Genomic DNA, 19,685 nt, shown 5'->3' with positions numbered 1-19,685 from the left:
CCGGCCCGGCGGCCGCGCCGAGGAGCGCGAGCGCGCCGAGCGCCGCCGTGTGCCCCATCACGCGGCGACGCATCGGATCCGGACCGTTTTCGTCCGGGTCGTTGCCTGTTTTCGTCACGGTCGTCTCCTGAATTGTTGTATGTCGGGTTAGCACTAGATTGCATTTTTACTTGTTAAAGTGCAAAAATACAGTCATGGAAAACACCAACTCCCCCTCGGAAGCCCGGTTGACAGTCGATGGCGCGACGTTTCGCTTCGTCGACCTTCCCGGCCGGTTCGGCGCCACGTTGCGCGAACTGCCCGTCGTGCTGCGTCTGCTGCTCGAGAACGTGATCCGCAATACCGATGGCGACGAGCGGCAGCAGGCGGTCGACGCCATCGTCGAATGGACGCGCCGCGCGACCAGCGAGGCCGAGATCGCGTTCCAGCCGAACCGCGTGCTGATGCACGACACCACCAGCACGCCGGCGCTCGTCGATATCGCCGGGATGCGCGACGCGCTCGCCGAAGCCGGCGCGGATCCGGCGTCGCTGAACCCGGTGCTCCCGGTCGATTCGTCGGTCGACCACTCGCTGGCCGTCGAATATTTCGCGCGGCCGGACGCCGCGCCGCTGAACTTGCAGCGCGAGCTGCGCCGCAACGCGGAGCGCTACCGGTTCCTGCGCTGGGCATCGAAGTCGCTGACGGGCGTGCGCATCCATCCGCCGGGCACGGGGATCATGCATACGATCAACCTCGAGCAACTGGCGACAGTGGTCACGACGCTCGAGCGCGACGGCGAGCGCTGGGCCGTGCCCGACACGCTGATCGGCACCGACAGCCACACGCCGATGATCAACGGCATCGGCGTGCTCGGCTGGGGCGTAGGCGGCCTGGAGGCGCAGACGGTGATGTTCGGGATGCCCGTGATGCAGCGCATTCCCGACGTGATCGGCGTACGGCTGACCGGCGCGTTGCGCGCGGGCGTGCTGGCGACCGATCTCGCGCTGACCGTCACGCAGCGGCTGCGTGCAATCGGCGTATCGGGTGAGTTCGTCGAGTTCTTCGGCCCGGGCGTCGCGACGCTCGGTGCCGGCGAGCGCGCGGTCGTCGCGAACATGGCGCCCGAGTATGGCGCGACGACCGGCTTCTTCCCGGTCGACGGCAACACGCTCGACTACCTGTGCGCGACCCACCGATCCGAATCGGCGATCCGGCTCGTCGAAGCGTTCACGCGACAAGCCGGCCTGTGGTTCGATCCGGATGCCGAGCCGCGCTACACGCGCACGATCGACCTCGACCTCGCGTCGATCGGCATGCACGTCGCCGGGCCGCGCCGCCCGCAGGACCTGCTCGATCATTCGCAGACGGCCGCCGCGCTCGCACCGCTCGCGTTCCATCCCGCGCATCCGCATCGGTCGATGCCGAAGCATCCGGTCGCGATCGCCGCGATCACGAGCTGCACGAACACGTCCGATCCTGCGCTGCTGATCGCAGCCGGCCTCGTCGCGCGCAACGCGCGTGCGCTCGGGCTGAAGGTGCCGGCATGGGTCAAGACGTCGCTCGGCCCCGGTTCGCCCGCGGCGGCCGCCTACCTCGAACGGGCCGGGCTCGTCGACGACCTGTCGGCGGTCGGTTTCGATATCGTCGGGTACGGCTGCACGACCTGCATCGGCAACTCCGGGCCGTTGACCGAGCCGATCCGCGCGGCGCTCGCCGACGCGTCGATCCGGCCGGTCGCGATGCTGTCAGGCAACCGCAACTTCCCGGGGCGCATCCACCCGGATCTCGACCTCGGCTTCATCATGTCGCCGCCGCTCGTGATCGCGTTCGCGCTGGCCGGCGACGCCGAAATCGACGTGAGTCGCGACCCGCTCCAGCACACGGCCGACGGCCGGCCCGTGTACCTGCACGACCTGTGGCCGACACGCGAAGCCATCGCCGAACTGACGGCGGCCGCCGCCGATCCGCACGACTACCCGCGCGCCTTCGCGCACGCCAGTGCGAACCCGGCCTGGCACGACCTCGACGCGCCCGACAGCGCGCAGTTCCCGTGGGATCCGGCCTCGACCGCGCTGCGCCGGCCGCCGTTCGCGTCGGCGTCGCAGCGCAGCCAGCTCGGCACGTACAGCGCCTATCCGCTGCTGGTGCTCGGCGACGACGTGACGACCGATCACATCTCGCCCGCCAGCGCGATCCCGAAGGACAGCTTCGTCGCGGATTTCCTCGTGTCGCGCGGCGACGATCGCGATGACCTGAACGTGTTCGCATCGCGGCGCGGCAACTGGGAAGTGATGATGCGGGCCGCGTTCTACAACCGGACCCTCGTCAACCGGCTGCGCGACGGCATGCCGGTCGCGCATACGCTGCACGTGCCGAGCGGCGACGTGTTGCCGATCTTCGAGGCAGCCGCGCGCTACCGAGAGGAAGGCAATCCGGTCGTGCTCGTCGCCGGCGAGCGCTACGGCACCGGATCGTCGCGCGACTGGGCCGCGAAAGGCCAGCGGCTGCTCGGCATCCGCGCGGTGCTGGCGGCAAGCTTCGAGCGCATCCACCGCTCGAACCTGATCGGGATGGGCATCCTGCCGCTGCGCTTCGCGGCGGGCATCCACCCGGACACGCTGGACCTCCGGCCAGGTGATAAGCTCGAGGTCGACGCGCCGGCCGATGCGCTGTCGCCGCGCTGCACGGTGCCCGTGCGCATCGTGCGCGCCGACGGTCGCGTCGAGCCCGTCGACGCGACGGCCGCGGTCGAGACCCGTCTCGAATGCGAGCTGCTGCGCTCAGGCGGCGTCATTCCGCTGATATTGCAGAAGAACTTGACGACGCAGGAGGCTTGAGACCGAAGCCGCCCGCGGCGCCCCGAATGCTCACTCACATGATCGACCGCTCCATCGCGACCCAGATTGTCGAATTGATCAAGACGGAAGGACTCGCCGTCGGCGCGCACCTGCCCGCGCAGATGCTGGCCGACCGCCTGCGCGTATCCCGTTCACCCGTCAACGAGGCGCTCGCGCTGCTGCACGAGAAAGGCATCCTGACGCGCGAGCGCAATCGCGGCTTCTTCGTCGCGAAGCCCGTGATCGAGCCGCTGTCGGACGTCGTCGACGAACTCGGTCTCGGCGAAGCCGACGTGATCACGAGCGTGTATTTCCGGATCGCGGACGATCGCCTGAAGGGCGAGCTGCCCGACGAATTTTCCGAGCAGCTGATCCGCACCCGCTACGGGCTGACGAACGCGCAGCTCACGGCCGTGCTCGGGCGTATCGCGCAAGAAGGCTGGGCCGAGCGCAAGCCGGGCTACGGCTGGCAGTTCTCGCCGATGCTCACGACGCCCGACAGCTTGTTGAAATCGTACCGGCTGCGCCTTGCGCTCGAACCAGCCGCACTGCTCGAACCCGGCTACCGGCTCGAACCGAAGGTGCTGGAACGGTGCCGCGAAGTCGAGAAACACCTGCTCGCCGGCGGCATCGAGACCGATACCGCCGATCAACTGCACGATCGCGGCGTGCGGTTCCACGAATCACTCGTCGAAGCATCGGGCAACAGTTTCTTCATCGACACGATCCGGCGCGTGAATCGCGTGCGCCGCCTGCTGTCGTACCGCTCGATGCAGGATCGCGAGCGCTACGTCGAACATGCGAAGCAGCATCTTCACGTGCTCGAGCTGCTCGAGCGCGAGCGCAATGAAGAGGCGTCGGAAGAACTGCGTCAACACCTGTTGCATACGCTCGATGCGCTGTCGCGCATCAGCGCCATTCTCAAACCTTGAGCGCGCGTGCGAGCGGCGCATCCGATTCCCAAACGAGCCCTTTCATGACCGTCGACCCTTCCGTCCTCTCCGCGTTCACCCCGACCGGCAAGCTGCGCGCGTCGATCAATCTCGGCAACCCGATCCTTGCGAACCGCGACCCGGCCACGGGCGAGCCGTTCGGCGTGTCGATCGACCTCGCACGCGCGTTCGCTGAGCGGCTGTCCGCCGAGCTGGAGCTCGTCGTGTTCGACGCCGCCGGCAAGTCCGTGCAGGCGCTGACCGAAGAGCGCGCCGATTTCGGCTTCTTCGCGGTCGATCCGCTGCGCGGCGAGACGGTCGCGTTCACCGAACCGTACGTGCTGATCGAAGGCTTCTATCTCGTGCGCGACGATTCGCCGATCCGCGGCAACGCGGATGTCGACCAGCCGCACAACCGGGTGGCGGTTGGCAAGGGCAGCGCATATGACCTGTTCCTCACGCGCGAACTGAAGGCCGCGCAGATCGTGCGCGCGCCGACATCGCCGGCCGTCGTGCCGACGTTCGTCGAACAGCAGCTCGAAGTCGCGGCCGGCGTGAAGCAGCAGCTCGAAGCCGATGCGGCGAAGACGCCCGGCCTGCGCCTGCTCGACGAGCGCTTCATGGTGATCCGCCAGGCGATGGGCGTGCCGAAGAGCCGCGGCGAAGCGGCCGCTGCGCTTCTCTACCAGTTCGTCGAGGAGATGAAGGTGTCGGGCTTCGTCGCGGATTCGCTCCGTCGACACCGAATCACAGGGGCTTCGGTGGCACCCCTGCGCTGACGGGCTTCCTGTTGAGCGCGGATGCAAGCGAGATCCTCAGGCAGCAACCGTCGTGTGCAGCGGCGCGTCGCTTTAACGGGGTGCAGAGCCACCGCGGACCAGAAAAAGGCCGTTACCGCTAACCCATTCAGGTCGTCAATATTCGATCTTGGCAATGCTCCCCAGCAAACCGTTTGCTTGCCGGGGAGGCTGTAGCAAGCAGCCAGTAGCGCCAGGAAGCGGTCACAATAGGACCGTCGCACTATGTAACGTTCTCCCGGCATACCCCGGCTTCAATCCGTCACCCGGCCCACGACCGGATATTCGCCCGCATCGCGCCGGCCGAGATCCCGTAACGATCGTGCAGCGTCGGCAGCGCACCCGCGGCGAGATACGCATCGGGCAACCCGATCTGCCGGAACGGCACGACAACGCCGGCCGCCAGCAGCGCGGTCGCGACCGCTTCGCCGAGCCCGCCGATCACCGTATGATTTTCGGCGACGATCACCATGCGCCCTTTGCGCGCCGCCTCGCGGACGATCGTCGCCGTATCGAGCGGCTTGATCGTCGGTACGTGCAGCACCGCGACATCGACGCGATCGGCCTCGAGCGCCTTCGCGACCTCGAGCGAACGCATCGTCATGATCCCGGACGAGATCAGCAGCACGTCGTTGCCGTCGCGCAGCAGCTTCGCCTTGCCGAGCTCGAAACGGTAATCGTATTCGTCGAGCACGGCCGGCACATTGCCGCGCAGCAGGCGTGCATATACCGGCCCCTTGTGCGCGGCGATGGCCGGCACCATCTGTTCGATGTCCAGCGCGTCGCACGGATCGATCACGGTCATGTTCGGCATCGCGCGCATCAACGCCAGATCCTCGGCCGCCTGGTGGCTCGGTCCGTAGCCGGTCGTAAGCCCCGGCAGTGCGCAGATCAGCTTCACGTCGAGATTGTCCTCGGCGATCGCCTGATGGATGAAGTCGTATGCGCGGCGCGTCGCGAACACCGCATAGGTCGTGACGAACGGCTGCGCCCCTTCGTGCGCGAATCCGGCGGCCGCACCCATCAGCAGCTGCTCGGCCATCCCCATCTGGTAGTAACGCTCGGGAAATGCCTTCGCGAAGATGTGCAGGTCGGTGTACTTGCCGAGATCGGCCGTCATGCCGATCACGTTGGCGTTCGTGCGTGCGAGTTCGGTCAGCGCATGGCCGAACGGCGCGGCGCGGGTCACCTGCCCATCGGCCGCGATGGACGCGATCATCGCGGAAGTCTTCAGGCGCGGCTTGTTGTCGACGGTGCTCATGCGTGTCTCCCTGCTTCGAGTGCGTCGAGCGCGAGCTTCCACTCGTGCGCATCGACGCGAATGAAATGGCTCTTCTCGCGTGCTTCGAGGAACGGTACGCCGCGCCCCATCTTCGTGTCGCAGACGATGATGCGCGGCTGCGGTGCGTCATGTTCGCGTGCAAGGTCGAACGCGCGCTTCACCGCATCGATGTCGTTTCCGTCCACGCGTTGCGTGTACCAGCCGAATGCCTCGAGCTTGTCGACCAGCGGTTCGAACGCCATGATCTGTGTCGACGGGCCATCGGCCTGCTGGTTGTTCACGTCGACGATCGCGATCAGGTTGTCGAGCTTCCAGTGCGCGGCCGACATCAGCCCTTCCCAGATCGCGCCTTCGTCCAGTTCGCCGTCCGAGAACAGGGTATAGACGAATGCGTCCGAGCCTTTGCGCTTCAGACCGAGGCAACGACCGACCGCAATCGTCAGCCCGTGCCCGAGCGAGCCGCCGGACATCTCCATCCCCGGCGTGTAGCTCGCCATCCCGGACATCGGCAAACGGCTATCGTCGCTGCCGTAGGTTTCGAGTTCGTCGGCCGGCAGGATGCCGGCTTCGAACAACGCGGCGTACAGCGCGATCGCATAGTGCCCGTTCGACAGCAGGAAGCGGTCGCGCCCTTCCCACTCGGGGTCGTCCGGGCGATAGCGCATCGCGCCGAAGTACGCGACGGCCAGCACGTCGGCGATGTCGAGCGCCTGGCCGACGTAGCCCTGCCCCTGGACTTCGCCCATCAGCACGGCGTTCCTGCGGATGCGGTACGCGCGCTCGGCGAGCGTGACCGCTTCATGGATCGTTTCGGTATCCATCGATTACTCCAGTATTGGATCAGAAGGTATGCAGGTCGAATCAGCGGTTCACGGATCGCGGCACGAGGAACACCAGCAGCGCGCCGAACGTGATCGCAACGGAGATGAAGAGCAGCCCGGCGGTGGACCTGCCGGTCAGGTCGTTCAGCCAGCCGACGATCGCCGGCGAGAAGAATCCCGCGAGGTTCGCGAAGCAGTTGACCGCGGCGATGCCCGCGGCGGCCGACATCCCGCCGAGCAGCGCCGTCGGCAGCGACCAGAACTGCGACGACGACGCGAGAATGCCGGCCGACGCGATGCTCAGGCACACGATCGATGCGCCGACGCTGCCCAGCATCGGCAACGTCGCGAAGCCCGCCGCCGCGACCAGCATCGGCACCGCGAGATGGAAACGGCGCTCGCGGCGGCGGTCGGCGCTCATGCCGATCAGCGGCAATGCGACGATCGCGCACGCATACGGAATCGCGGTGAACAGCCCGACCCACAGCGGATCGGCGACACCGGCCTTGCGAATGATCGTGGGCAGCCAGAACGTCAGGCCGTACTGCCCGAGCACGACGCAGAAATAGATCGCGGCCATCAGCCAGAGCCGGCGATCGGCGACGAATGCGCGAATCGACAGGTGAGCGGTCGTGTGCGCGGCATCGGCCGATACGTTGCGCGCGAGCAAGGCTTTTTCGGCATCGGTCAGCCATTTCGCGCCGGCGATGCCGTCATCGAGATACAGCAGGATCGCGAAGCCCAGCACGAACGAAGGCAGCGCCTCGAGCAGGAACAGCCACTTCCAGCCGGCCATCGACATCGCGCCGTGCAGCGAATGCATGATCGCGCCCGACAGCGGCCCGCCGATGATCCCGGCGAGCGGAATCGCCATGAAGAACAGCGACAGCGCCTTCGCGCGACGCGCCGACGGGAACCAGTACGTGAGATACAGGATCACGCCCGGCGCGAAGCCCGCTTCGGCGACACCGAGCAGAAACCGCAGCGCGTAGAACGCGGTGGGCGACTTCACGAACACGAAGCTCGCGGATATCACGGCCCACGTCAGCATGATGCGCGCGAGCCAGCGGCGCGCCCCGACCCGATGCAGGATCAGGTTGCTCGGCACTTCGAACAGAAAGTAGCCAAGGAAAAAGATGCCTGCGCCCATCCCGTACACGGTCTCGCTGAACCGCAGGTCGTTGAGCATCTGCAGTTTCGCGAATCCGACGTTGACCCGGTCGAGATAGGCCCCGAAGTAGCACAACATCAGGAACGGGATTAGCCGGCGCGCGACCTTCGCATAGGTGGCCGCTTCGAACGTCCGTACATCGCCCTGTTGCAGCATCTCGCCGTGAACCGGCGGTGCGGGGTACTTTGCTCTCATGTTTGTCTCCTGCCACGGCCCCGGGTTGTCCCGGGTGCATGATGGGCGGCGCCACACGTATCGCGGCGCCGTTTTCAGTGGATCAGCATCCCGCCGTTGACGTCGAGCGTGATGCCCGTCAGATAGCTCGACAGGTCGCTCAGCAGGAACAGGCATGCATGGGCGACATCGTCGGCTTCGCCGAGGCGGCCGAGCGGAATGCCCTTGATGATGTCCGCGCGCATGTCGGGCGTCAGTTTGTCGCCGGTGATGTCGGTCTGGATCAGGCCCGGCGTGATCGAATTGATGCGGATGTGGTCACCGCCGAATTCACGCGCCATCGCCTTCGCGAGCCCAAGCACCCCGGCCTTCGCGGCGCTGTAATGCGGCCCGCCGAAGATGCCGCCGCCGCGCTGCGCGGACACCGACGACATGCACACGATGCTGCCGCCGCGCTGCTCCTTCATCGCCGGCAGAACGGCTTGCGACATGTACAGCGTGCCGCGCAGGTTCACGTCGACGATCGCATCGAAGTCGCGCGCCGAGATATCCAGCGTGCGCACGGGTTGCGTGATGCCGGCGTTGTTGACGAGGCCGTCGATGCGGCCATAGCGTTCCAGCGTCGCACGGGCTGCGGCCACGCATGCGTCGCGGTCGGTCACGTCGCAGGCCACGCCGAGATGGTCGCGCCCGAGTTCGGCGGCAGCCGCCTCTGCGTCTTCCCGACGAAGGTCGAGGATCGCCACGCGTGCGCCGTGGGCGGCCAGTGCCCGGGCGGTGGCCTTGCCGATACCGCGCGGCGACGCGGCGCCGGTCAAGATGATGGTCTTCTGGGCGAGCAACATCGGTCGTCTCCTGTGTGTTGATGTGTGCATGGAGTGTCGGCTCCCCTGACACCCGCATCAACGCGGAAACGCTCAGCCATGGTTGAGAAAAATTCAGATGACGGCGCGCGGCCGGTGCTGCAGCGCAATATCCCGGGGCGCGGCCGAACGGCCCGGTCAACCCGTTTGCTGATGACCCGCGACTTCTCGCTCGATCCAGGCAAGGAAGCGCTTCACGCGCGGCAATTCAGCGTTCTGCCGCGGGTAAACGAGATGATGCGCGCCGACTTCGACCGCATGTTCCGAGCCGAACACCGGCACCAGCAGCCCTTCGCGGATCTTCACTGACGCGAGCATCAGGCTTTCGAGCGCGATGCCGAGGCCGAGCGCGGCGGTTTCGAGCGACATGTACGAACGGTCGAACGAAAAATCGAAGGTCTTCTGGGCCGCGAGCGGCACGCCGGTCCGGCCGAACCACTGCTTCCACTGGACCAGCGGCGTTTCGGAATAGATCAGCCGGTGCGCGAGCAGGTCTTCCGGCGCGTTCACCGGATGCCGCTCGAGATAGCGCGGCGACGCGAGCGGCGCGATGAACTCGCCGCGCACGGTCCGGACCTCGAGGTTGTCCCAGTTGCCGTAGCCGTGCCGGACGTCGATATCGTAGAAGCCGTTCGAGAACGACACGTTTTCGTAGGAGCACGCGAGGTTCAGCTGGATATCGCCGTTCGCCTCCTGAAACGACGACAGCCGCGGCAGCAGCCACATCAATCCGAAGCTCGGGCTCGAATGCACGCGCAGGATATCGACTTCGGTGCGGCTCGACGCGCGCTCGGTCGCGCGGCTGAGGTCGGCCAACGAGCCGGTGACGTCGGCCAAATAGCGTTCGCCGGTCGGCGTGAGGACGAGGCCGCGCCCCGAGCGCTGAAACAGCGGCTGACCGATCTGCGATTCGAGGTTGCTGAGCTGATGACTGACGGCGGACGCGGTCAGGCCGAGTTCTTCCGCCGCGCGGTTGACGCTTTTGGTCCGGGCGACGCTTTCGAACGCGATGATGGCCTTGAGCGGCGGGATACGCATGTTGGAATCTTGGGAAATTTGCAGAACGCCGGCAAAGCGATATCGCGCCCGGGCGATCATCCAGGCAAAGCCAGTCCAATATATTACGCGTCAATTCCAGGGCGCCGGCGGGCCTCCGTTCGCCGTGGACCAAAACCAAGTTGTCCTCCGTTGCGAGGAGCGCATCGCGCCCTCTTTCACTGCACAACCGCGCACGTCCTAACTCAGCCCATGAAGTTTCTACGTGGAAACGGTCAAACTTTCGCGTCCACACGCATACCGGGCCACGAAGTGCGGCAACGGCTGCGCGAGCTGGCACAGGAGCGGCCACGGTTTGGCTCACCCCGCCTTCATGTCTTGCTATGTCGAGAGGGCCTGGTCCAGAACCACAAGCGCACTGAGCGGCTGTACCGCGCAGAAGGCCTATCTCTTCGCCTGAAGCGTCGAAAGAAACGCCCGAGGCATCTCCGCGTGGTCATGCCGACGCCCAACGGAGCAGACGAAAGCTGGGCGATGGACTTTGTTGCTGACGCGCTGGTGTATGGCCGACACATACGCATGTTGACGATCATCGACGCGTGGAACCGCGAGTGCCCGCACATCGAAGTCGACTTCTCTCTAACGGGTGTACGCGTGGCGCGTGTGCTCAAGCAGTTGCGACAACGAGGACGATGTCCCAATCCGATTCGATCGGCAAGCCAAGGGCCGGATTCGCCGCGTCGCTCGAGGAACACAACGAACACTAAAAATCACGGCGCGAACAGATACTCGGAAACATCAGCACCTCACCCGCTCGACAACCCGTGCCATCCGGCACTTCGACTGATTCCACCGCACCCCCGCGAAACATCCTCAACCATCACAATTCATTTAACTCTGCATCGTGTCTGTGCCACGAGGGAATGCCAGCAAGGCGTTCCGCTGTGGCTCCTAAGACGAAACGCTCCCTACCCCAGTTAGAACACTAAAAAGCACTAAAAGGTGGACGTGATACGTTCCAAGCGATGATACAAGCCCGCGCGTCCCAATGATAAGCCGTGCTGCCTCAGAATCGCGCTGGCGTGATAACAGGCGGTTGTGCGAAACCTTAGTTTGAGCGGGCAATCGGAGCGTAGTGATAAGGTTCCTGTTGGTCCCGCACCGTCTGTCGAGCGCTAGAGGATGCGTGGATCTAAACGCTCAAGCGCACTCTGCACCGACGTCGCCAGCCCACGTTTCAATCTGCAAAAGACCGCCCGGCGCGAACGGCATCAAGCTAAAGCCGGGGGCTGTCATGGCCTTATTCGTCCGACTTGCTATCAAGAAACTCCCGATACAACTCCTCATAATTCGGTAGATCGTTGCGCTCACATGACCACTCATCAGGTAGACCGGCGATCGCACGAAACCGCGGATAGACGTCGCGCCGTCGATCGGGATCGATCGTCGCAAGAGCCGCTTTGGCTTGTCGAGAAATACGTCTCGGCAACCAAATCTTGCCGCGGTCATCGACAACCGCCAGCAGCGATCGGTTCGTGAAGGCGCTGGTGTCTCCGATACGCCCACTCGATTTTCCTTTGTGATATTTCTGGAGCTTGATCGCGACGACAAGACGACGTTCTGACATCTTGAGCAGTGAAAGCAATGCGTCACGGCTGACGAACAAGCGGGACCCGGTCTCGCTCCACGCGTACTCCCCCCGTCCACCCTCCGCCCCCCACGCTTCCGCGCGATACGCGGCTTTCCCGCCGATTGACCAACGGCGAATCCCCCCATCATCCGCGACGATCCCCAATAGGTCTCGCGTCCAGTCCGATGGGAAAGGCCTATCGAGTGCGGTGGCGGCCCCGTAGGGATCGTGCCGATCGAGCTGGCGCTCGGCGTTTGGTGTCTCGTCAACCCATGCCCGAACCGTATGGCCATCACGGCCAAACTTGCGGGCAACCTCATCTTCATCGTCGGGCAACCATCGAAAGAAGGCTTTTTCAGAAAGCAACGTCATAACGACTGCCCGCGCATCGCTGGCATTCGCCAGTACGCTTTGAAGTGTGACAGTGGTCTCGCGCCCGATCGACCAACGGCCCGCAACGGGAAGCCAATCCGTCGCAACCTTGCCGTCCGCTAGACCCAATAACGGTGCCAGCAGATCGCCATCCTCAAGAGCGGTCCCGCTCTCGCCGCTCTCCGGCATAGGCATGTCTGCTTCCTTGGTAAGGTTGAGCGGAAACAGATCTGTAAGATCAGCAAGCCAGAGGCCGTCGCCTCGTGAGAGCGTGTATTCGCCGAGGAAGGCGGCCCAAGCATCGCCGCGCCAATCCTCGCCGACAACCGTCCGCGTCGCCAGCAGCTCACCGGCAACAAGCATGAGGGCATGCCAGCCAAGATATCCGCCGTACCGATCACGGTCAGGGACATATCCCGACGACCACGATTCGTCATCGCTACCGCTGCGTGGGCAATCGTGCATCGCTCGAACGTTGGCGTCCCATCGCCGCACCCATGTGCCGATGCGGTCTTCCACCTCCCAGCCCGGGCAGCCGAATACATGGCACAAGCGCTCGACATGGTATTTGTTGAAGTCATAGTCGAGGTGAAAGCCGTCCTCTGGTTGTGGCGAGGCGTCGGGCCTCGAGACGTAGCGGAGTTCGCGATAGTCGTTTCGGGGAGCATGGGGATACGGCGACTGGTTTGCCGAGGCAAGTTTGGCGATAACCGCTTCGCGCTGTTCGGTTGCCAGAGACGACGCAAGCTCACGAAGTATGTCTATCGCGAACGCACGCATGACGACGTGCGGAAAATCAGCGGACATGGCGATTTGCTCGAAGAACGCAAGATGGGGAACTAAGCCGGGAGCGGCGTCTTTCGCGATGCGAGCAAGGGCTATTAACAGCCAGAGCTGCGCATGCATGACATAGAAAGGCAGCTTGGCATCGCCGAAAGGCGAGTTCCGGGCGGTCTCAAAGCGCTCGATTAGTTTCTCGACCACATCGAAACGTCCGGCCGCCGCCAAGCGCCTCACCGCATGGGCAGCGCGCCAGCGCATGGCTGCAACGGGATGACCAAGCCTAGCCCACACAAGTCCCGCTACGCATGCCGCCTCGTCGGCAGGAACCGCAAATCGCGCATCCCACGGCCCGTCCCCGACTTCGGGCGGCAGCTTTTCGGCTGTATTCGCCAGAAACCGTTCAAGGCCCTCAGCCATCGCACCGGCACTGACATCCGGCGCCAGCCTCGCGGCAAGCGCAAGCCAAGCATGACCGCCGAGGCTATCCGCCGCGCCCCGGAGCGCGGCGACGACGTGCTCGACAAGGATTGTGCGATCGGCATGGAAATAGTGCTCCAGGCCCTGCCAGTTCCCCCATGCGTCGGGGCTTGAACTGGCGAGCTCGGCAGCATGCTTGGTCGCCAGGCGCAGCCCCAAATCAGGCAGGGCATCGCGCATCGCCGCCGACGAACTGCCCCACGCCTCCAGGTAATCTTCCAGCGCGCCGATTTTGTCGGCAAGCGTGGCTGCCGTTGCTTCAACAACCGCGCGGACGAACCCGAGGCGGTTGGCGGGAGAGTTTGCTTGTTTGGCCAAATCGATCAGTGTCCGAACGGGCCAGCGTCGTCCCGACAGGTCAATCTCCTCCTCGAGTATCCGACGGTCGATATCGTCCGGGTCCGTAAGATCCACCGGGAACATAGCAAGTGGCTCGGCCGCGACCGACGGCGAGATGACCGTTCGCGATTCGGATTTGGGCCCAAGGCGAGCGAACAGGCCATCGATTCGTGTTCGAGCTCGAGATACGGCTGGCAGCGTTCGCTCAGCAAGGTCATGCAATCCTTCGATCGTCACTCTGGTGGGAGACAATTGACCGTCGCGATCCATTTCGACCAGAAGCAGATCGAAGAACCATTCCCGTTGCTCTTGCGGTAGGTGGCCAACGACCTGTAACGCGAAGTTCGAGATACGCCACGTCCACGTTTCGATTGGAGCAGCTAAGCCAAACAGCGCGGCAGCGGCTTCAACTGAAAGCTTCGAATCACGAACAAGGACAGTTAACGCGGGGCCGAGTGTAAGTCCAAGCCGAGCCGCATCACGATCGTCCAGCCGGGCCAGTATCGCCAACGTCGCCCGACCCGTAATCCGCACCATTGTTTGGGCATATTCGGTCCAAGGGAATTTGCCGTCCTCGTTCTGATTCAATTCGAGGATGCGCGCCAGCGTGTGCGCCGCCGCGGGCGAAAGTTCGGGACCGGCATAGTGGCCCGTCAGTTCGAGCAAGTGGTTGGTGCGATCGAAATCATCTGATCCGATGGCCTCCGTAAGGTCGAGCGCCCGGCGGAAATAGGCTGCGGCCTCTTCAGTGCTGACTCGCCAGACGGCGCGAGCGAGTTCGCCGTAGGACGAGACCCTGGCCCCCACATGCGTATCGAGCTGGATCGTGCGCTCGATATGGCCAGCAAGGAGGAGCGCGGCATCGTGACATTCGACGACGCGGGACAGTGGGGCGACAGTATAGGTAAGGTCTGGCGTGAACAGGCCCGGGGCACTCGCTGCCCATTCGACCATGCGCTTTGCAAGCGTGTCGTCAAGCGCACCTAACGCATCGACGAGATCGAAAATCACTCGGAAACCGATCCGTGCGAGATATGCTTTCCCATCGCGATACGGATAGTTGGACGACTGCTCAACATCACGAACAAGTCGGTCAAACGCCATGGTCACGCTTTCGCTCCGCGCCTTTCCACTCGGCGAGCGAATGATGTCGGCAACATCCTGCGCGTAGTTCAGCAACGGCAAGATCCGATTGCCAAGCGCACGCGAATACTCCGACCGCCTTTCCTCATCGAGGCCATGACGCCTGCGTCGGCGGTGCCGAGTTCCATCGAGCGCCGGAGCCGCCAACTTCTGGTTGAGCGCCCGGACGAAGGCCGCACTACCCCGCGACCGCGCACCTGCGGATACCAACTCAATAAATTCAGTCGGCGCCAAGTCGATCAAGGCGACGTGCTTCCGGCTCAAAGCAGCTCGAACACCGGCGGCCAGCACGGTTACATGAATGGTGGGGGCAATCGGATGGTGACTTGAGTAGTTATAGATGGTCGGAGGCTTGAGCATAGTGCCGGCTAGAATGGCTGCTGCCTCTTCCTCCAAGCCAAGCTCGATCGCCTGTGCCGATGCCAACACGCTGGCCATCGCCATGCCTTCGTTCTTACACACGGCAGCCGGTGCGGCGGCAAGCGCCGTGACAAGCATCTTGGCGTGCGATGGGTTACGACCGACGAATGGGAGTGCGGCCGCATAGAGCGCTCGAGATGTCAGCCGGCAACGCAGCAACCGTGTCGCAACGCGCGTTTTAGGCGGATGTGCCGAATGTTGATGTCGGTCCAGAAGATCGAATAAGTCCTGAAACTTTGCGAAGGCTGCACCGTCATCTCGGCGAGCGAAGAACTCGGCGACGCGCACGTCATTACCCGCCAGCATCTCGACATAGGCGAAGCCAATATCGTCCCACTCCCGTGAGACGGTCGATTCGTTAAAACGCGCGTGGTGTTTGGTCTGCGCGGCCCAATTGTGCCAATCGATTGATCGTCGAGCATGGCGACGTGCCTCATCTCGGTCGCCAGCAAAGGCGTTCGCAAGTGCAAGAACGGCATGTTTTCCCCCTGGCCAGCCAATATGGGTCGCGGAAAGCCGCCGCAGCGCCTCGGGGTCACCCACGACCGCAGCGAGGTCGGGATACTCGTATAGGAAGCGATCGGATCGCTCATGCCCGGCGGCAACGATCGACGCCTCCAGCAACAGGCGCAAAAGGTCGTCGCGCCGGTTAAGCTGTCCCGCCAGCGCTATCGCGGCAGTAATCCGCGATAGACGGATATCCCGCGCACTGACTTGTGAAGCACCTCGCGGTACGCGCAAATCGTATGCCAGTTGAATGAGCTGATCGGCGTCACGTAGCGAGATGAGCAACGTCGGAAGCGCGCGGGCCGCATAATTTGAGGTGAGTTGGCGCTCCTGCAGGGCAGCAATAACGCGATAACGACCCACTTGACTCACACCGTAGGCTGATCGGATCAAGGTCTCGGTCGGTTCATCGCGAAACATCAGGCCGTGCTGTGTTCGCTCAAGCAAGGGCGCAAGATCGGCCGCAAAACTCTCGACCTGCTCCGAGATCAGGCCATGCACAGCGGCAAGTTCTTCAATGGGAACCGGGGGCACCAGCAAGGCGATGCCCGAGAGCAAGAGATCGATGTCCACATCACTGGCACCGCGAGCGCGTGCCGTTTCACGCGCTTGGGTGAGACGTTGGCGAAGCAGTACGTCAAGCAGATCCTGCGGCTCCGTCGAGGCATCAGGAAACATCACCGGATCAAACGGCCGCCCGTTCGTGATCAGGTTGTCAAGGCAACGTGGGTTGCGCCCTGATCGCGTCAGCAAAGCGCCGATCTCGGCGGTCGAGGCGTCCGGCACGCGGCGCTCGACTAGGGTGCGTACCTCCGTGTCGGTGAACAACGGAACTGCGAAAGAACGATGCGAACTATCGCCGATTGCCAACGCCAGCCGCTCCGTCCGGCACGATGCGATGACGCGCACGCCATCGATCGGATCGACGCTGATACTGCGCAAGACGAGGTGGGCAAATGACGATGTCGCGGTTTCCTGTGCGGCAAGCCCAGCATGATCGATCGCATCGAGCAACAGTGAAACACATGCATCGCTGCGCGTTCGCCGAGCAGTCTCCACCGATTGGGCAAGCCGTCGACGAAATGCCTTCAGCAGGCCCGTAACGTCCGCCACGGGTAACAAGATGTCGCACAGACCTTGCCCGGCCATAAGATTGGCAAGGTGGACCAGCGTCCTTTCCGGAAGGTGCCGACCGTCAGCTGGATCTCGCCAGCGACCGGCGCCAAAACCATCGAAAAGCACGACGGGGCCATCCGTTCTCAATCGATCGGCGAGACCTTGCATCAAGACTGTCTTCCCCATCCCGCCTGCAGCATGGACGATGAGAGGAAAACCCGCTTCGCGTGCAAGGATTGCCATGTCATCAAGGGCGTCGCGCCGAATGACGACCTCAACGTCGGGAAACGCGTCGGGTGTGGGATACAGACGATCCTCGTGTTCCACTTCGAGCTCGGCCAGGACCGTCACGCGATCAACGCGTTTGTCCGTCTCACTGCCGGGGCCGGCCTTGATCCTGATGAGATTCCGCAGCTTGAGCAAGCGCTTCTCCGCATCCGGATCGCCAGGCTCGCTCCATGCGGCGAGCGTCGCTGAAATCGCGCGCTCCGCCTCGATCAAGCTCCCCTTCCTGCCAACTAGGTCCAATCGCCGCAGCAGATCAGCGAAGGAATGAGGGTACTCTTTCATGGCTTCCGCGATCTGGTCTGCCTGGCGGCCTGCATCACCGGTTTCGTGAGTACCCGCGATGATCGCTAAGATCGCCTTCCCGAGGTTCTCGTGAATGGGCCTGTTCGTGGCAAATTCATACCGGACAACGGCAATAACATGGCCATCCCCATGCTTCGCCCGAAGCTCTGTATCGGTCGCGGCAAACTTGGCGAGTGTTGACGCCAAGTCAGCGGCCCGAACTGCCTTTTCAGCGCTTGCGATCGAATACTTGAACTGAACGACTGTAACGCGATGTGCGCGGGCAACGTCGGCGGCGCCGTGGTACCTGACCAGATCCGCAATCTCGATCGCACCGGTTCCCAAACCCTGCTCGTCCTGCTCATCAAAACCTTCGAGCGTGATAGCGACAAGGTCGGTCGACGGCGGCAGGAGTTCGAGGGCCGTGCGTGCGGCCCACGCTTCATGAAAAGCATGGCCCGCCTTGGATGCTCGAACTTTATCGATTTCTGTCGACACTGCGCCTGTTTCGTCCTCAACACCCATGATGAGCCTGATTCATATGGTTTAAGTGGTCGCGTCGTTTTGGTCTCAACGTGACGATCTAGCGCCGACGATCCGCGTCAGCGTTTCTTCCAACAAACCTCGATCCGCCGCACGCTTGGCGTCGCTGCGCTGGGCCAGGTTGAGCAATTTGCGTCGCACGGCTGGCAACCCGACCGCGTGCGGGAGTCCGATCAGATCGAAGTCCGGCCGTTCACCCTCCACTGATCGCAGAAATGCGCACGATGGCTCATCCAGCCACCCGGCAACACGCGCCAGCAGGCGCTCATGGATGTCCAGCAGGACCTGGGCTTCGACAGGCTCTGCCGTCATCCCCCTGAAGTGCGCTTCAAAGGTCGCGGCGAAATCCGCAGGCACGCGGGGCGCCAGCATTTCCCACGCAGGCTTGGGGCTGCAGGTTAGGTAGACAAGAAAGGTTCGCCAGAGCGCCTGATCCGCCCGCTCGTCTTCCAGCAACAAGCCGACATCGAAAAGGTCGCGCGGATGCTGTCTCGACAATGCCGCAGCCAGCTTGCCGGCATAAAGGTCGGCGAAGTGCAGCACCTGCACCGAAGCAAAGCCAAATGCCTCCTCGACCCTCGGGCGCACCACCATGTTCCGCGCGGGATGCACCGTGCCGCGCATCACCGGCGTCGTCTCGATCTGCACGCGCGCACGACCGCGACTGGCCACCAGTCGCGTGACGCCTGCGCCCTCGCCTGCCGACAATTGCACCTGCAGTTGCAGAGGCCGGGCGCGCAGCACATCAGCCAGCCGCCCAAGCGCTTCAGCGATGAGCCTTGCGTCCTCGGCATAGTCATGCACCGGCAACCAGGCCAGATCAATGTCCACAGACAACCGGGGCAGGTCGTGCTCGAATAGGTTGATCGCCGTACCGCCTTTGAGCGCGAAGCGCGGCTCTTGCGCCAGCGCCGGCAGAATCTCGACCAGCAGCCGTACGCGGTCGGTATAGCGCCGATCCCAGTGATCAAGCCAGGTGTTCATCGAGGTCTCCCGGCAAGGTGATCTGGTAGACCGGATGCAAGCGGCCGCCAGGCACCAGCGCGCGCTTTCCCCGACCCAGATCGATACCATCCCGCGGCACGTGCGGTAGCCATGCATGCCGATGGCGCTCGGCCAACGCCAGGAACAGCCGCTTGGCTTTGATGCTTCGGCAATGGCGCAGTAATACGCCGACCCGCTGCGGCCGCAGTGTGGTCATAGCCTGCATCAGCGCATCCACCTCGTAGATCAAGGCAGCGTCAGAGGCGTCATCGCACAGCTCCAGCATGGCCCGCTCCGGCATGGAACAAACCAAGGCATCGGCACCGGGTGCGGCCTGATGCCACGCCAGGCCCTGTTCGGACAGCATTGTCGCGGACGCCTCCACCTCGAACGGCATGGGCGGCCAATCGAACGGCCCCTTCCCCAGATACTCGAAACACTGCGTCAGAGGCAGTTTGCCAATCCAAGCGGGTGGCCGCTCCGCCCCATACAGGGTGATCGTGCCGGCATCGCCCAGACGTAGATAGTGCTCGTGCCCCTCAAGGCTGAGTGCAAAACGACCTCCGACGTGCAGCGGCATACCCTCCCCAACCTGCAGGCTGCGAACCACGCCCTCCCACTGTAGGCGCCCACTCTTGCGCATGTAGACGCCGCGTGCCGGCGACACCAGCCAACCGCTGCTCACGTAGCGCGCGACGAGGCTATTGGAGTAGCCGTGAACCCGCAGCCAGCGGCTCGACACCAAGCTCGTATCACCCAGCTCAGCTAGCAGAAGGTTTAATTTTCCATGATTTTGTTCACTCATAGTGAACAAAATACACCTTCTTGAAACTTCTGCCAAGGCAGGGTGGTTTGAATTTGAATAAAAAAGATCACTCTTGGTGATCTTTTTCTGCGATGAGCAAACCGCCCGGTACAAGGAAATCCGGAGGTCCCTCTTCTGATC

General features: G+C 63.6%; 12 protein-coding genes. 4 read left to right on the top strand and 8 right to left on the bottom strand.

Going from position 1 to position 19,685, the window contains the following annotated elements:
- Nucleotides 1–194: 194 nt before the first annotated feature.
- From acnA to CFB45_RS32510, 3 genes are read left to right on the top strand one after another with little or no spacing between them, the layout of a single operon-like run.
- Nucleotides 195–2,819, top strand: coding sequence for an aconitate hydratase AcnA (acnA, locus tag CFB45_RS32520; RefSeq protein ID WP_089429265.1), 2,625 nt, complete (start codon nucleotides 195–197; stop codon nucleotides 2,817–2,819).
- A 38-nt stretch (nucleotides 2,820–2,857) separates the two neighbouring features.
- Nucleotides 2,858–3,751, top strand: a complete 894-nt coding sequence (locus CFB45_RS32515; RefSeq protein WP_089429264.1) for a GntR family transcriptional regulator — start codon at nucleotides 2,858–2,860, stop codon at nucleotides 3,749–3,751.
- A gap of 44 nt (nucleotides 3,752–3,795) precedes the next feature.
- Entirely contained in the window at nucleotides 3,796–4,530 is a 735-nt protein-coding gene (locus CFB45_RS32510) for an ABC transporter substrate-binding protein (protein WP_089429263.1), read from the top strand.
- Between the two features lie 280 nt (nucleotides 4,531–4,810).
- Here CFB45_RS32510 and CFB45_RS32505 read toward each other — a convergent pair whose 3' ends face one another.
- The 5 genes from CFB45_RS32505 to CFB45_RS32485 form a co-directional block, all read right to left on the bottom strand.
- Complete coding sequence (locus CFB45_RS32505; RefSeq protein ID WP_089429262.1) at nucleotides 4,811–5,809, bottom strand: transketolase family protein; 999 nt, start codon at nucleotides 5,807–5,809, stop codon at nucleotides 4,811–4,813.
- Nucleotides 5,806–6,651 (bottom strand): transketolase, encoded by an 846-nt coding sequence (locus CFB45_RS32500; protein WP_089429261.1) that lies wholly within the window; start codon nucleotides 6,649–6,651, stop codon nucleotides 5,806–5,808. Before CFB45_RS32500 ends, CFB45_RS32505 begins: the two co-directional genes overlap by 4 nt.
- Before the next feature lie 40 nt (nucleotides 6,652–6,691).
- Nucleotides 6,692–8,017, bottom strand: coding sequence for an MFS transporter (locus tag CFB45_RS32495; protein WP_089429260.1), 1,326 nt, complete (start codon nucleotides 8,015–8,017; stop codon nucleotides 6,692–6,694).
- Nucleotides 8,018–8,091: 74 nt separating this feature from the next.
- Complete coding sequence (locus tag CFB45_RS32490; protein WP_089429259.1) at nucleotides 8,092–8,841, bottom strand: SDR family NAD(P)-dependent oxidoreductase; 750 nt, start codon at nucleotides 8,839–8,841, stop codon at nucleotides 8,092–8,094.
- 156 nt (nucleotides 8,842–8,997) lie between these two features.
- Nucleotides 8,998–9,897, bottom strand: coding sequence for a LysR substrate-binding domain-containing protein (locus tag CFB45_RS32485; protein ID WP_089429258.1), 900 nt, complete (start codon nucleotides 9,895–9,897; stop codon nucleotides 8,998–9,000).
- On the opposite strand from CFB45_RS32485, the gene CFB45_RS39845 reads away from it, so the two are divergent.
- On the top strand, nucleotides 9,787–10,836 hold the full coding sequence (locus tag CFB45_RS39845; protein WP_089430074.1) for an IS3 family transposase: 1,050 nt from the start codon (nucleotides 9,787–9,789) through the stop codon (nucleotides 10,834–10,836). The genes CFB45_RS32485 and CFB45_RS39845 overlap by 111 nt on opposite strands.
- Nucleotides 10,837–11,155: 319 nt before the next feature.
- On the opposite strand, the gene CFB45_RS32475 is transcribed toward CFB45_RS39845, so the two are convergent.
- The 3 genes from CFB45_RS32475 to CFB45_RS32465 are packed head-to-tail and all read right to left on the bottom strand — an operon-like array spanning nucleotide 11,156 to nucleotide 19,544.
- Nucleotides 11,156–17,737: a hypothetical protein gene (locus CFB45_RS32475; RefSeq protein WP_089429257.1), complete on the bottom strand. Its 6,582-nt coding sequence runs from the start codon at nucleotides 17,735–17,737 to the stop codon at nucleotides 11,156–11,158.
- A gap of 45 nt (nucleotides 17,738–17,782) precedes the next feature.
- The gene (locus CFB45_RS32470) at nucleotides 17,783–18,739 is read right to left on the bottom strand and encodes a nucleotidyl transferase AbiEii/AbiGii toxin family protein (RefSeq protein ID WP_089429256.1); all 957 of its coding nucleotides are present in this window, start codon (nucleotides 18,737–18,739) and stop codon (nucleotides 17,783–17,785) included.
- Complete coding sequence (locus tag CFB45_RS32465) at nucleotides 18,723–19,544, bottom strand: type IV toxin-antitoxin system AbiEi family antitoxin domain-containing protein (RefSeq protein WP_089429255.1); 822 nt, start codon at nucleotides 19,542–19,544, stop codon at nucleotides 18,723–18,725. Before CFB45_RS32465 ends, CFB45_RS32470 begins: the two co-directional genes overlap by 17 nt.
- Nucleotides 19,545–19,685: the final 141 nt, after the last annotated feature.

The sequence above is a fragment of the Burkholderia sp. HI2500 genome, from assembly GCF_002223055.1.
Lineage (GTDB): Bacteria > Pseudomonadota > Gammaproteobacteria > Burkholderiales > Burkholderiaceae > Burkholderia.
Note: the sequence above shows the minus strand (reverse complement) of the source record. Positions and strands in the feature narration are given on the sequence as shown.

Bases quoted from the DNA above. Each gene is read 5' to 3' on its own strand.
- CFB45_RS32510 (WP_089429263.1), top strand. From the start codon at position 3,796: ATGACCGTCGACCCTTCCGTCCTCTCCGCGTTCACCCCGACCGGCAAG.
- CFB45_RS32470 (WP_089429256.1), bottom strand. From the start codon at position 18,739: ATGAACACCTGGCTTGATCACTGGGATCGGCGCTATACCGACCGCGTA.
- CFB45_RS32485 (WP_089429258.1), bottom strand. From the start codon at position 9,897: ATGCGTATCCCGCCGCTCAAGGCCATCATCGCGTTCGAAAGCGTCGCC.
- CFB45_RS32505 (WP_089429262.1), bottom strand. From the start codon at position 5,809: ATGAGCACCGTCGACAACAAGCCGCGCCTGAAGACTTCCGCGATGATC.
- CFB45_RS32515 (WP_089429264.1), top strand. From the start codon at position 2,858: ATGATCGACCGCTCCATCGCGACCCAGATTGTCGAATTGATCAAGACG.
- acnA (WP_089429265.1), top strand. From the start codon at position 195: ATGGAAAACACCAACTCCCCCTCGGAAGCCCGGTTGACAGTCGATGGC.
- CFB45_RS32500 (WP_089429261.1), bottom strand. From the start codon at position 6,651: ATGGATACCGAAACGATCCATGAAGCGGTCACGCTCGCCGAGCGCGCG.
- CFB45_RS39845 (WP_089430074.1), top strand. From the start codon at position 9,787: ATGACTGACGGCGGACGCGGTCAGGCCGAGTTCTTCCGCCGCGCGGTT.
- CFB45_RS32495 (WP_089429260.1), bottom strand. From the start codon at position 8,017: ATGAGAGCAAAGTACCCCGCACCGCCGGTTCACGGCGAGATGCTGCAA.
- CFB45_RS32490 (WP_089429259.1), bottom strand. From the start codon at position 8,841: ATGTTGCTCGCCCAGAAGACCATCATCTTGACCGGCGCCGCGTCGCCG.
- CFB45_RS32475 (WP_089429257.1), bottom strand. From the start codon at position 17,737: ATGGGTGTTGAGGACGAAACAGGCGCAGTGTCGACAGAAATCGATAAA.
- CFB45_RS32465 (WP_089429255.1), bottom strand. From the start codon at position 19,544: ATGAGTGAACAAAATCATGGAAAATTAAACCTTCTGCTAGCTGAGCTG.